The following is a 13,046-nucleotide window of genomic DNA, read 5'->3' as shown; positions in this document are numbered from 1 at the left end:
TCCGAGTGGATCGCCCGCAGCCGGTGCGTATTTGCAAAGCAAATACGCGGACGTTCCCATGGCCGCTCCTGTTTCAAAATGTTAGGTTAATGCCCGTTATCGCTACTCGCGCCCGCGCACGGTACAATGGTTGGGTTACGACCAACGTGCCAATAACCAAAAAGGAGCCGCTATGATCGATCGCTATACCCGCCCGGAGATGGGACATATCTTCTCCCTCGAGAACAAGTATGCCATTTGGCAGGAGATTGAGGTCCTGGCCTGCGAGGCTCAGGCGGAGCTCGGCAAGATCGGTATTTCCAAAGAAGAGGCCCAGTGGATTCGCGACCACGCCAACTTTGAGAAGGCGAAGGTTGACGAGATCGAGGAGGTCACGCGCCACGATGTCATCGCCTTCCTGACCAACATGAAGGAATATATCGACGCCGATGTTCCCGAGGGCGAGCCCAAGCCTAGCCGCTGGGTTCACTACGGTATGACCAGCTCTGACCTGGGTGATACGGCTCTGTGCTATCAGCTTACTCAGGCGTGTGACCTGATTATCGAGGACGTTAAGAAGCTCGGCGTGATCTGCAAGCGTCGTGCCTTCGAGGAGCGCAATACGCTCTGCGCCGGCCGCACCCATGGCATCCATGCCGAGCCGATGACCTTCGGTATGAAGTTTGGCTCCTGGGCATGGGAGCTCAAGCGCGATCTCGATCGTCTTGAGGATGCTCGCAGGAACGTTGCCTTCGGTGCCATCTCCGGTGCCGTCGGCACCTACAGCTCCATCGAGCCGTTCGTCGAGGAGTACGTCTGCGAGCACCTGGGCCTGGTCCACGATCCGCTGTCCACGCAGGTCATCAGTCGCGATCACCACGCCTACCTTGCCGGCGTGCTTGCCACTACAGCGGCCACCTGCGAGCGCATCGCGACCGAGGTCCGCAACCTGCAGAAGACCGATACGCTCGAGGCCGAGGAGCCCTTCCGCAAGGGCCAAAAGGGCAGCTCCGCCATGCCGCACAAGCGCAACCCCATCACCATGGAGAAGGTCTGCGGCCTGTCGCGCGTCGTGAAGTCCAACGCTCAGGTCGCCTTTGACAACGTTGCCCTGTGGCACGAGCGCGACATTTCGCACTCTTCCGCCGAGCGCGTCGCCCAGGCCGATAGCTTCATCGCACTCGACCATATGTTCCAGTGCCTCATTCGCGTTATCGACGGCCTGCAGCTGTATCCGGCCCGCATGATGGCCAATCTCAACAAGACCCGCGGCCTCATCTTCTCCTCCAAGGTCCTGCTGGCCCTCGTCGATACGGGCATCACCCGCGAGGACGCCTACGCTATCGTGCAGGAAAACGCCATGGCCACCTGGCACGAGGTGCAGGATTGTGTCTCCGGCCCCACCTTTAAGGAGCGTCTCGAGGCCGATCCGCGCTGCACCGTTAGCCAGGAAAAACTCGACGAGATCTTTGATCCGTGGGACTTCCTCACCCGTATCGACACGGTCTTCGACCGCCTGGAGCAGCTGAGCTTCGAGTAGGGTTAACCTAATTCGACCGCTTGCGGATGCATTTCAACCTTTGGCGCCTTGCCCATCTTGGGTGAGGCGCTTTTTTATCGCCGCATCAGCCCCGGGTATAAAATGAAATCCGACTGCTGTTTCGATGAAGGGAGGCGTGTGCCCGGACGTATCAAGCGAGCCGCCATCGTCTCGTTTACGCTCATACTTCTTGTTGCCGTCTGTGTGGGCGCCCTGACGTATATCGTTCGAAGCAGTTCTTCCTCCCCGAATGAAGCCGACAAAGACCTCCCGGTACTCAAAATCGGCGTTACGGATAACGACCCCTATGTGTATGTCGATACCACGGGCGATTACGCCGGTATCGATATCGGCATCGCCCGCGAGGCCTGCAAGCGCGCGGGGATCAAGCCGCAATTTATCGACATTTCTTGGAATGACCGTGACCGCCTACTCAAAAACGGCGATATCGATTGCCTGTGGTGCGACTATTCTCCCTGTTATCGCGAGGATAAGTATTACTGGACTGAGCCGTATTTGACCCTGACGGTTTCGGTCGCCGCCAAGAAAACGAGTGGCATCAATTCCTTGGCGCATCTCGATGGAAGCAAGACCATTGCGGTGATTGCGGGCTCGGTGAGCGAACGCCGATTGCTCGCAGGGGATCTGGATATCTCGCCGGACGTGCAAATCAAATCGTATGGTTCTGCCGAACTCTGCAAAGCCGCCCTCGCCAAAGGGTATGTCGACTGTTGGATGGCGGACGTTCAGTCGCTTGATCGACTCGTTGCCCAGTATCCTGGCGTTTATCGTGTGTTCGCCGGCAACGTTATGACGATTGACCTGGGCGTCGCGTTTGATGATAGCTATGAGGGGGAGTACGTCAAAAACCTCGATACCGCACTGTCCGACATGGATCGAGACGGCACGATAGAGCACATTGTGGACAATTACAAAGCAGGAGCGACGACAGGCGGGCAAGGAGCGGAATCATGACAAATGACGAGCGCCGCTTTCGCCGAAAGAGTTTAGCCGCAGTGGGCATCGGCATCGTGGCCAGCGTTGCCCTACTGAGTCTGCTCTATATGGTTGGCACGCATCGCTGCCTTGATAAAACGCTTGGGTTCGGCCAGGAAACCATGGTGTTTTTAAAAAATGCCTGCGAAAAATATGACCGATATGAACAGGGAAGAAAAACCGAGGCGACGCACAATTTGGATGCGGCGCTCGAGTCGTTTGCGACGTTCTTGCCGCCTGATCGATTTGAAGTCAACGACGATCTGGTCGAGGAATATGTCCATACCGAGAGCCTTTCGGGAATGTTGGTCATGGACGCCGATGGTCATATGGTCGCCCATTACGATATCGACGGCCGCGATCCACTCATGCTGTGGCGAGAGGAGCTGGCCTGTTCGTCGATCGCATCGATGTATCGAGGGTCCAAAGTTTCCTACTCGACCGCTGTCGAGCGCCGCGGTGTCGACTTTGCCGTGAGTGCCGTTCCATACGGTGATGGGGTGGCGTTGGGGTATCGATCCCTTGCGGCTGAGCCCGCCGATGACTATTCATACACGATCGCCGACGTCCTTGTGAACAACACGTTCCATCAGAGTCCAACAGTGCTTGTGATGCGCGATGCGCAAATCGTTTCTTCAAACGATTCGACCGGCGATATAACCCTTGCCCGGCTTCTCGCCGATAGCGGAATTGACTGGAAAGACGAGGGCGTAACACGTATCGAATATCGGGGGACCACCTTATATGCCGTGCGTGCGGCATATAAGGACTACCGCCTGTTTGCGCTATATCCCAAATCTGAGGTCATGTCCGACAGGATTTCATTTGTCGCCGTCGGCGTCTTGGTGTGCCTTGCGTTTTGGGTCGTGGTACTGTTGGCTCGAAATATCGCTGACCACCGCAATTTGGTCGAAAAGGATAAACAGCTCGGCATTATCAATGCCATAAGCGCCATCTACGATTCGACCTTCCTTTTGCATCTTGACACCCTCGAGATCGAGGGAATCAATATGTCGCCGGCGATAGCGAAGATGTTTGCCGAGCATAGCGAGGCATATGACTTTATGGACACGGTCTGCCGGGATATCGTGAGCCCCGAAAGCCGCGAAGCGGTCGTGGGGCTCGTAGATATAAGTACGCTTCGTGAACGCATGGAGGGCGTACCGTACTTGGCTGCCGAGGTGCGAGATTGTCGAGGCACTTGGTACTCGCTACAGGTTGTCCCCCAGCATCGCGATGAGCAAGGCCGGTTGGATTCGGTCGTCGTGGCGACGCACAACATATCGATGGTCAAGCATGCCGAGGAGCTGTCATACCAAGATAAACTGACGGGGCTTCGCAACCGCAACTATCTGGAATCGCGTGGAGATAGCCTGGTAAACGAGGACTTGCCAGTGAGCGTGATTATGGTGGACTGTAATTATCTCAAGCGGACCAACGACATCTATGGTCACGAGATGGGGGATGAACTGCTGCGACGGACGGCGTCCGTGCTGCGGCGGGTGGCTGGTGCGGATTACCTGCCGATGCGCGTTGGCGGCGACGAGTTTTTGCTGGTTTGCCCCCATACTGACAACGAGTCTGCGCTCGGGCTGGAACAGGATCTTCGTCTCGGTCTTGCCGCGGTAAGCGATGAGACCCTGACGGTCAGCGCATCGATTGGCGTGGCGACCGTCGAGACGGCTGGAAATACGCTGGCCGATGTATATCGCGTCGCCGACCACAATATGTATCGGGAGAAGCGCATGGTCCACGTACAGGGTGCGGACTGCTAATCTTGCCCCCGCCAGTCCAAGCATCGTAGGATGTTGAATCGGTGCTTGCGATAATAAGTCGGTCCAGGCGGGGATAATAGACGTCTGAAATTTCTTTCTGAGAGGGGATCTCAATGATTAGTTTTGACTACAAGCCTCAGGGTGTATGCTCTCGCAATATTCACCTCAATCTCTCTGACGATGGCAGCAAGGTGCTGGGCGTCGAGTTTACCGGCGGCTGCGATGGCAACCTCAAGGCCATCTCCAGGCTGGTCGAAGGCGCTCCCGCCGATCGCATAATCGAGGTTCTCGCCGGTAATACCTGCGGTATGAAAAAGACCTCTTGCGCCGATCAGCTTACGCGCGCTATCGAGGCCGCTCGCGCAGAGATCGCCTAATGAGCATCGCTGATCGCTTTAAGAATGGAATAACGCGTCGAGGTTTTGTGCTGGGTGGCGCCGCTACCGGTGCTGCTGCCGTACTGGCCGGTTGCTCGAAAAAAACGGGCACGAGTGATGACGCCGCTGGCGAGCCGCAGGTTATCAAGGACGATTCGAAGATTGTCTCGATCACTGATGAGTACGAGGCTGTCGATATCGATCTTGAGCCCGCGGCCTCGTGGACGCTGCCGCTGGGCACGCTGCTGTACTACTGCGATGGCGACTACGCTGCCGCGATGATGGCGCCTGCTTCTGCCCTGCATGCCAATACGCTTGGTGTGCTCAACCTAGGCGATGGCTCGCTTACCACACTTATCGAGGATCCCATTGAGGGAACCGGTTATGCGTTTTACGACGTTCGCGCGGGTGATGGCGTGTTCGCGTGGGTCGAGATGAACTTTGCCAATGCGTCCTGGAAACTCTATGCGCAAAACCTTGCAGGCTCCTCCCTTACCGGCAACGCTGTCGAGCTCGACCGCGGTGGCGAAAACTACGATCCGCCGCTCTTCACAGCGTATGGGTCGTCGGTCATCTGGTATAAGATGCCTTCGTCCGGCGGCACCAAGACGAGTAACGATTCGTACTGCTACCGTCAGTCGCCCAGCGAGTCCAAGCCTGAGACTATTTGGAAGTCAACGGGCCGTTTTGCATCCGCCCCGCGTGTGAGCGACGGCATCCTGACCATCTCGCCCCGCGTGCACAATGATGAGGGCGTCTATTACGGTATGACGGCGATCGACCTGACTGACGGCAACAACACGAAGCGAGCTCAGCTGGTGCTGCCTTCGTCGGTTTCGCCTTTCGAGGCCGTGTATATGGGCGACACCTTCGTGTTCTCCATCGAGGCGACGTATAGCGGTGTGGGTAGCCTGGGCAATATGGGCACCTATATCGGTAGCGAGGGCGGGCCGTACCTCTTCCTTTCGCGTGAGCCGCTCGCGTGCGCCGCGGGAAGGAAAAATAAATACCTGGTTAAAGTTCAGGCGTCGCATTTTTTGATTGACACTTCGGCTAAGACCTACGGCTCGCTTCTGTCGCCCGACCGAGCCTTGGAGTATGGCGATTATCCTGCTACGGCGGGTAAATCGAACTCGTTCTTAACGTACGCAACGGTGCGTAACAGTCAGGGGATTCCCGAGACGGTTACCGCTCGCTTGTTCTCTCTTTAGTCTCCGAGGGGTTAAAAAGGCGTCGACAGGGGAATAAGCGCGTTGTGACTATGAGTACCGCCCGCCGAGCTATCGCACCCATGCGATACCCGGTGGGCTCAGGTGCGTTAAAATGAGCTTGTTCTTAGCTAATTGAGACAGGGGGGCCGTGTTATGGCTTCAGATGCAAAAAAGATTCTGCTGGTCGAGGATGAGAAGGCAATCCGTGACGCTGTCGCTGCCTATCTCGAGCGCGAGGGCTATTGGGTTGTGGGCGTGGGCGACGGCCAGTCCGCTATCGAGGAGTTCGAGAAGCATCAGTTCGACCTGGTCGTGCTCGACCTCATGCTCCCTAAGATTCCCGGCGAGCGCGTTTGCCGCACCATTCGCGACACCTCGGATGTCCCCATCATTATGCTGACGGCCAAGGGCGAGATCGAGGACCGTATTATCGGTCTCGAGCTCGGTGCCGACGACTACCTGATCAAGCCGTTCTCGCCGCGCGAGCTTGTCGCGCGCGTGCGCGCCTTGTTCCGCCGTGCCCACCAGGCCGATGAGCCGGCCGTCGAGGTGCTCGACTTTGGCGATCTGGTCATTGACATCTCGGGCCACAAGATTTTGGTCGAGGGCAAGGAAGTCGACCTGACGGCTTCCGAGTTCAAGCTGCTCACCACGCTTGCCCGTCACCCCGGCCGCGTCTACAACCGCATGGAGCTGGTCGAGAAGGTGCTCGGCTACGACTTTGAGGGTTACGAGCGCACCATCGACAGCCACGTGAAGAACCTTCGCGCCAAGCTGGGCGACGACCCCAAGAAGCCCAAGTGGCTCTACACCGTCCACGGTGTCGGCTACCGCTTCGAGGCTCCGACCAAGACCGATAAGTCGGACGAGAAATAAAGGAAATCACATATGACACCTGCGCGCTTTGAAATCGGGCAAAAGCATAAGCAGGAGAACGAGGCGGGTTCCAAGGCTAGTTGGAACACGCCTCGTTCCGATTCACGGCCAACGATGAGCTATCCCTCGCGCATGGCCCTGGCCTTTGCCCTGACATCGCTCATGACGGTATTGGTGCTGGTGGGCGTAGTCTCCGTTGTATGGGGCACGGTTTTTTCGGACTACACGCGCGCCAATATCGTCGAGATCGCCAATTCCGCAGCCGAAAAGCTTGCGACGTCGTACGAGGAAAACGGCAATTGGGCTGCGGGCGAGCTGCGCACGGTCGCGACATCGAGTCTGGTGTCCGACGATCTTGGCATGCAGGTCGTCAACAAAAAGGGCGTTGTCGTCTATGACGACTCATGGCCCTCGGCAAGTGCGACCGCCGATGTGCGCGAGAGCGAATCGGCGTCGAGCAGCTCGAGCGGTAAAAAGGCCTCGCATAGTCCGGTTTCGTCGGCGCCCACCGACTCCGATAGCGTTGCCAACGTCGAAATCATAACGTCTTCTGGCGAGCATGTCGGACAGGTAAAGCTGTGGGCTATCGGCTCCGATGCCCTGCTCACCAGGGCAGACTCAGCATTCAGAGAGAAGACCTTTAACGCCATGGCCCTTGCCGCGGTTGTGGCCGTCTGCATCTCGGTCGTTATCGGAGCGCTCATGTCGCGCATGCTCACCAAGCCGATTCATCGTATTACCAGCACCGCCAAGCAGATTCGCGATGGAGACCTGTCCGCTCGTACGGGCTTGCGCGGCGATGATGAGATCGATCAGCTGGGAGAGACCTTCGACGAGATGGCCACCTCACTCGAAAAGGATATGAAGCACGAGAAGCGCCTAACCTCTGATGTTGCCCACGAGCTGCGCACGCCGCTCATGGCCATGCTTGCAACGGTCGAGGCCATGCAGGACGGCGTGTATCCCACCGACGACGAGCATCTGGAGACGGTCGCTTCCGAGACGCGTCGTCTGGCCCGTCTGGTTCAGCAGATGCTCGACCTGTCGCGCATGGAAAATAGCACTGCTCCGCTCAATCTCGAACCGGTGGACATGGTTCCGTTCGTGCGATCGATAGTGAACGGCCAGGAGCGTCTGTTTGCCGACCGTGACCTTCGTCTTCGCTTTGCAGATGAAACCCAGGGACATGACGATGTCGTCGAGGCCGATCCCGATATGATCACGCAATGCGTCATCAACCTCATGAGTAACGCCATGCGCTATACCCCCGAGGGTGGATGGGTCGTGGTGTCGGTGCTCAGTGACCGTAAACACGTCGATATTGCGGTCTCGGACACGGGTATCGGTATCGCCAAGGAAGACCTGTCGCGCATTTTCGGACGTTTTTGGCGTGCCGACGCCAGCCGCGCCCGCGAGGCGGGCGGTCTGGGCGTGGGCCTTGCCGTGACCAAGCAAATCGTCGAGCGCCACCATGGCTATATATCCGTGGAGTCGGAGCTTGGAAAGGGTACGACTTTTACGATTCATCTGCCACGCGAGCACACGGCGGACGCGGCATCTACTACAATGGAGCACTAGCTTTTCGCTATTCGGTGAAGGAGGGGTTTCGTCCCTGCCGCTCCGAGTTTGCGAAAACGTGCGGGGAAGAACCCGCATTACTGTCGTATTTAGGTAAGGAGTGACTCACGTGACAACGATGGAGCGTCGTCCGGATTCCCGTGGCAAGGTTCGTGATATCTATGATGCCGGTGAAAACCTGCTGATGGTCGCCACCGACCGCATTTCTGCGTTCGACTTCATTCTTCCCGACGAGATTCCGTTTAAGGGAGAGGTGCTCAACCGCATCTCGGCATTCTGGTTCGATAAGTTTGCCGACATTGTTCCTAACCACCTCGTCTCCATCGACCCGGCGGATTTCCCCGAGGAGTTTGCTGAGTACCGTGACTATCTCGCTGGTCGCGCCATGCTGGTCAAGAAGGCGCAGACGATTCCTATCGAGTGCATCGTTCGCGGCTATCTGACCGGTTCGGGCAAGAAGACCTACGACGAGAACGGTACTGTCTGTGGCATTCAGCTGCCTGAGGGCCTGACGGAGGCGTCCAAGCTCCCTGAGCCGCTGTTCACGCCCTCCACGAAGGCCGAGATCGGTGACCATGACGAGAACATCTCGTATGAGCGTTGCTGCGAGATCGTTGGCGAGGACATCGCCACGCAGATCCGCGATCTGTCTCTTAAGATCTACAAGGCTGCCGCCGAGTACGCCGCGACCCGTGGCATCATCATCGCCGACACCAAGTTCGAGTTTGGTGTTATCGATGGCAAGGTCACGCTGATCGACGAGTGCCTCACGCCCGACTCCAGCCGTTTCTGGCCTGCTGCCAGCTACGAGGAGGGCAAGATCCAGCCTAGCTACGACAAGCAATTCGTCCGCAATTGGCTCAAGGCCAACTGGGATATGACGGGGGAGACCCCGCACCTGCCCGCCGAGGTCATCGATGGCACGTCCGAGCGCTATCGCGAGGCCTTCCAAATCATCACGGGCTCCCAGTTCACAAGCATGAAGGAGAACGCGTAAGTGAGTACCCGTAGCGCCACGAACAAGCGCACGCAATCCCGCGAGGTTACCGGGGTTGCGCGCAAGTCCGCCGCATCCGCTAAGCCCGCCCGTCAGGCAGCGAGCTCTGTTCACGTCGTGCCGGCATCGTCCAAGGCACGACGCAAAGAGCTCGAGAAGGGCGAAAATCTGGAAGGCCTTTCCAAGGAGGAAAAACGCGCCCGCAAGGCCAAGCAGCGCGCCCACGAGGATCGCATCTACACGGTGTCGAATATCCTTCTCAAGCAGGATGAGGACTACACCAAGCGCCGCCGTATTTGGTGGGCTGTGCTCGCTATCGGCATGGTGCTCGTCGTGGCAATTTGGGCTTCGCTCTATTTCGCTCCCGGCGGCACGGTGTCCAGTCCCGTTCAGATGGTCGGCATCGTCTTGTCCTATGTCATCATCCTAGGTGACTTTATCTACGACTTCGCTCGTATTCGTCCCTTGCGCAACATGTATCGCGCGCAGGCCGAGGGCATGTCCGAGAACAAGCTCAACGCTCTTATCGAGCGCGCAGCTGCCGAGGAGGACAAAAAGGACTCCAAGAAGAAGTAGCGTTTGCATTTACACTTATCGCTAAGATATAAGGCGCGTCGTTTTGCGGCGCGCCTTTTTATTGTCCTATAGATAGATGGAGTGGCACATGATTCGAGCTGCCCTGACGGTCGAAGAAGCTCTGGAAGGCATGAAGGCCCTGGAGCCCAAGATTAAAAACTATGCGCGCCTGGTTGTCCGCAAGGGCGTAAACGTCAAGCCCGGCCAGGAGGTTGTCGTTCAGTCTCCGGTCGAGTGCGCGTCCTTTGCCCGCGTGGTGGTCGCGGAGGCTTATGCCTCCGGTGCCGGTCACGTGACGGTTATTTGGGCCGATGACGCCGTGACGAGGCTCACGTACGAGCATGTTGAGAAAAGCTATTTTGAGCAGACGCCCGAGTGGAAGCGCCTGCAGCTGGATTCCTTGGCCCAAGATGGCGCCTGCTTTATCTTTATCGAGGGCGCGGACCCTGCGGCTCTCAAGGGCATCGATCCCGCCAAGCCCGCCGCGGCTTCCAAGGCAAGGAACACGCAGTGCAAGGTCTTCCGCCGTGGGCTGGACTACAACATCAACCCGTGGTGCATCGCCGGCGCGCCGGTCGTTGCCTGGGCTCGCGAGGTGTTCTCGGGCGATGCGGATGAGGTTGCGATCTATAAACTATGGAATGCGATTCTGCACACCGCTCGTGCCGATGGCCAGGATCCGGAGAGCGACTGGGAACTCCATGACGCCGCATTCGAAAAGAACCTGCGCTTCTTGAACGATAATCGTTTTGACTGCCTGCATTACACCGCGGCAAATGGAACCGATCTGACGATTGGCATGACGAAGGGTCACGAGTGGGCCGGCGGCAAGGGCAAGACGCCCGATGGACACCCCTTCTTCCCCAACATCCCCACCGAGGAGGTCTTCACCTCGCCTGACCGTATGCGTGCCGACGGTATCGTGTATTCGGCTATGCCGCTCATTCACCACGGTAACAAGGTTGACGATTTTTGGATTAAGCTCGAGGCCGGCCGCGTAGTGGACTACGATGCCCGCGTGGGCAAGGCGACGCTTGCGAGCATCATTGACACCGACGAAGGTGCCGCTCGTCTGGGCGAGGTCGCGCTCATCTCCAAGAACACGCCGATCCGCGAAAGTGGCGTTCTGTTCTATGACACGCTCTATGACGAGAACGCCAGCTGTCACCTTGCGCTGGGCGTCGGCTTCCCCGAGTGCATCGAGGGTGGATATGATATGTCCAAAGAGGAACTCCTGGAGCATGGCGTTAACGTCTCGAGCACGCATGTCGACTTTATGATTGGCACGGACGATATCGATATTACGGGCATTACACCTGATGGACGTGAAGTTGTGATTTTCCAGAACGGCCAATGGAGTTGGGAATAGTCCCAGACCGTGGTACAATGCCACCCGCGGGCCGTTAGCTCAGCTGGCAGAGCAGGGGACTTTTAATCCCAAGGTCCAGGGTTCGAACCCCTGACGGCCCACCATAGAATAGAAAAGCGACTGGCGGATGCCGGCCGCTTTTTTGTTGCCGCGCCACGGGTTCGAACCCGTCGGGGCGCGGAGCTGAGTAAACGCGTGAGCGCTTGCCAGCGCAGCGCGCAAGGCGCGAAGCGCCGCAGCGGCCGCCTGCGGAGCAGGCTGAACCCCTGACGGCCCACCCAAAGAAAGGTAAACGAAATGAAAACAGATAGATACGGAATTAGCGGCAGCACATTAAAGATAATAGCAGCCATTTCGATGGTTCTCGATCATGTAAGCAGGATCGTCCTGACCAATGGAATCATGACTCACGCATCGTACAGTCAGATATCAGACGAACAGTGGGCGATTTTAAGCGAAGCTTCGGATGTGCTTCATGTCCTTGGCAGAATTGCATTTCCCTTATTTTGCTTTTTGATAGTTGAGGGATTTTTGCATACTCATGACATAAAGAAGTACCTGCGAAATATGCTTGTCTTCGCAATCATTGCAGAGCCCATATACGATTTCGTTCAAACCGGGCAACTATTTGACCTTCGGCAACAAAATGTTATGTGTGAGCTCCTGCTTTCCTTGGTCTTTTTGATTATTCTGGAAAAGATACAAAGTCTTTCAAAATGGAAAAGGTACATCGCAGAAACTGCTCTGATTGTTTTGACAGCACTGGCAGCTGAATACACTAAACTAGATGGCGGTGTGTATGGCATTCTGCTTGTGGCTGCATTCTATTTATTCCACGACAGCAAGGCCAAGATGTTCTTTGCTGCAGTATGCGCAGTGCTCCTTTCGTCGTGCCATATAGTTGGCGGCGGATTTGAGTTTGCTGCAGCTAATGTATTTAATCCTGATGTTGCTGCCGCGGTCGTTTCGTTGTTGCTTATCAATTTTTATAATGGCAAGCGAGGGCTGAAGCTGAAATATTTCTTCTACATTTTCTATCCGGCACATCTTGCTCTACTTTATGGTGTCTCACTTATTGTTTTGAACTGTCTTTAAAAACTCTCAAGCAAGTCTCTGAAAGCAGAAATAAATTGACCCTAAGACTGCTTGTGAATTTCTGGAAGACCGGAGGGATGCGAGGAGAGACAACGAGGACTGCAGAAAGATGCTTCTCAGTTCTCTGGCGGATCGCATGTATCTGTATGAGGATTACTTCCACACACTCATTAATAACAGTGATAAACACGGCAGATCCTCAAAACATGAGGCTGCGGAGGTCGAACGATGCTTCGAAAGCATGAATGGCAGCGAGAAAATGAGTTCGGAAGCACCCTCTGGATGCTCCAACATAGAATAGAAAGCGATCGGCTCCGGCTGGTCGCTTTTTTGTTGCCGGTGCATGGGTTCGAACCCGAACTTCTCTATATATAAGAACGCTTGGCGAACAAAACCCGCCTTTTACCGACGGGAAACAAATAGCTCATGCTTTTGGAGTAAAGTGGCGCTCCAGAGATGACCGATGCCTTAACACCTATAAACCAGCTGGTCATCGCCAATATCAGAAGCTGCAGCTTCGAATACGGCCTCAGTGAAGCAACTGAGGGTTCTATTCATTTGTGAACAAAATATGGAGTGCGCGATTCCCGCCCACGGGGGCCCTCCGGTCTGGCAATATATCTCCTTGCCGCGCGGCCCGGTCGAACCGGATCAGCCGCAAAGCGTGCACCTTGAGA

At 56.5% G+C, this 13,046-nt stretch carries 11 protein-coding genes and 1 tRNA gene; all 12 read left to right on the top strand.

Annotated features, from left to right (window positions below; all coding sequences use genetic code 11):
• Positions 1-172: 172 nt before the first annotated feature.
• Complete coding sequence (purB, locus tag ACEXKH_RS07705; RefSeq protein WP_329738776.1) at positions 173-1,519, top strand: adenylosuccinate lyase; 1,347 nt, start codon at positions 173-175, stop codon at positions 1,517-1,519.
• Positions 1,520-1,576: 57 nt separating this feature from the next.
• The gene (locus ACEXKH_RS07700) at positions 1,577-2,494 is read left to right on the top strand and encodes a substrate-binding periplasmic protein (protein WP_373573682.1); all 918 of its coding nucleotides are present in this window, start codon (positions 1,577-1,579) and stop codon (positions 2,492-2,494) included.
• Positions 2,491-4,290, top strand: coding sequence for a GGDEF domain-containing protein (locus ACEXKH_RS07695; protein ID WP_373573681.1), 1,800 nt, complete (start codon positions 2,491-2,493; stop codon positions 4,288-4,290). The genes ACEXKH_RS07700 and ACEXKH_RS07695 overlap by 4 nt, the downstream gene beginning before the upstream one ends.
• A gap of 113 nt (positions 4,291-4,403) precedes the next feature.
• Positions 4,404-4,667 (top strand): TIGR03905 family TSCPD domain-containing protein, encoded by a 264-nt coding sequence (locus ACEXKH_RS07690; protein WP_373573680.1) that lies wholly within the window; start codon positions 4,404-4,406, stop codon positions 4,665-4,667.
• Positions 4,667-5,878 carry a twin-arginine translocation signal domain-containing protein gene (locus ACEXKH_RS07685; protein ID WP_195361596.1) on the top strand — a complete coding sequence of 404 codons (1,212 nt, stop codon included), beginning with the start codon at positions 4,667-4,669 and terminating at the stop codon, positions 5,876-5,878. Before ACEXKH_RS07690 ends, ACEXKH_RS07685 begins: the two co-directional genes overlap by 1 nt.
• Positions 5,879-6,031: 153 nt before the next feature.
• Positions 6,032-6,754: a response regulator transcription factor gene (locus ACEXKH_RS07680; protein WP_117735814.1), complete on the top strand. Its 723-nt coding sequence runs from the start codon at positions 6,032-6,034 to the stop codon at positions 6,752-6,754.
• Between the two features lie 12 nt (positions 6,755-6,766).
• Positions 6,767-8,332 (top strand): sensor histidine kinase, encoded by a 1,566-nt coding sequence (locus tag ACEXKH_RS07675; protein ID WP_373573679.1) that lies wholly within the window; start codon positions 6,767-6,769, stop codon positions 8,330-8,332.
• Between the two features lie 118 nt (positions 8,333-8,450).
• Positions 8,451-9,329: a phosphoribosylaminoimidazolesuccinocarboxamide synthase gene (locus ACEXKH_RS07670; RefSeq protein ID WP_349074458.1), complete on the top strand. Its 879-nt coding sequence runs from the start codon at positions 8,451-8,453 to the stop codon at positions 9,327-9,329.
• Positions 9,330-9,905, top strand: coding sequence for a hypothetical protein (locus ACEXKH_RS07665; RefSeq protein WP_349074407.1), 576 nt, complete (start codon positions 9,330-9,332; stop codon positions 9,903-9,905).
• Between the two features lie 88 nt (positions 9,906-9,993).
• Complete coding sequence (locus ACEXKH_RS07660; protein WP_373573678.1) at positions 9,994-11,274, top strand: aminopeptidase; 1,281 nt, start codon at positions 9,994-9,996, stop codon at positions 11,272-11,274.
• Between the two features lie 28 nt (positions 11,275-11,302).
• Positions 11,303-11,378 (top strand) — tRNA-Lys (locus ACEXKH_RS07655).
• A 193-nt stretch (positions 11,379-11,571) separates the two neighbouring features.
• Positions 11,572-12,369, top strand: a complete 798-nt coding sequence (locus ACEXKH_RS07650) for a TraX family protein (protein ID WP_373573677.1) — start codon at positions 11,572-11,574, stop codon at positions 12,367-12,369.
• Positions 12,370-13,046 lie beyond the last annotated feature (677 nt).

The sequence above is a fragment of the Collinsella aerofaciens ATCC 25986 genome (assembly GCF_964259375.1).
Lineage (GTDB): Bacteria > Actinomycetota > Coriobacteriia > Coriobacteriales > Coriobacteriaceae > Collinsella > Collinsella aerofaciens_BO.
This window is presented reverse-complemented; position numbering and strand designations above follow the sequence as displayed.

Coding starts and splice junctions, on each gene's coding strand:
- ACEXKH_RS07695 (WP_373573681.1), top strand. CDS start 2,491: ATGACAAATGACGAGCGCCGCTTTCGCCGAAAGAGTTTAGCCGCAGTG.
- ACEXKH_RS07660 (WP_373573678.1), top strand. CDS start 9,994: ATGATTCGAGCTGCCCTGACGGTCGAAGAAGCTCTGGAAGGCATGAAG.
- ACEXKH_RS07650 (WP_373573677.1), top strand. CDS start 11,572: ATGAAAACAGATAGATACGGAATTAGCGGCAGCACATTAAAGATAATA.
- ACEXKH_RS07680 (WP_117735814.1), top strand. CDS start 6,032: ATGGCTTCAGATGCAAAAAAGATTCTGCTGGTCGAGGATGAGAAGGCA.
- purB (WP_329738776.1), top strand. CDS start 173: ATGATCGATCGCTATACCCGCCCGGAGATGGGACATATCTTCTCCCTC.
- ACEXKH_RS07675 (WP_373573679.1), top strand. CDS start 6,767: ATGACACCTGCGCGCTTTGAAATCGGGCAAAAGCATAAGCAGGAGAAC.
- ACEXKH_RS07690 (WP_373573680.1), top strand. CDS start 4,404: ATGATTAGTTTTGACTACAAGCCTCAGGGTGTATGCTCTCGCAATATT.
- ACEXKH_RS07670 (WP_349074458.1), top strand. CDS start 8,451: ATGGAGCGTCGTCCGGATTCCCGTGGCAAGGTTCGTGATATCTATGAT.
- ACEXKH_RS07685 (WP_195361596.1), top strand. CDS start 4,667: ATGAGCATCGCTGATCGCTTTAAGAATGGAATAACGCGTCGAGGTTTT.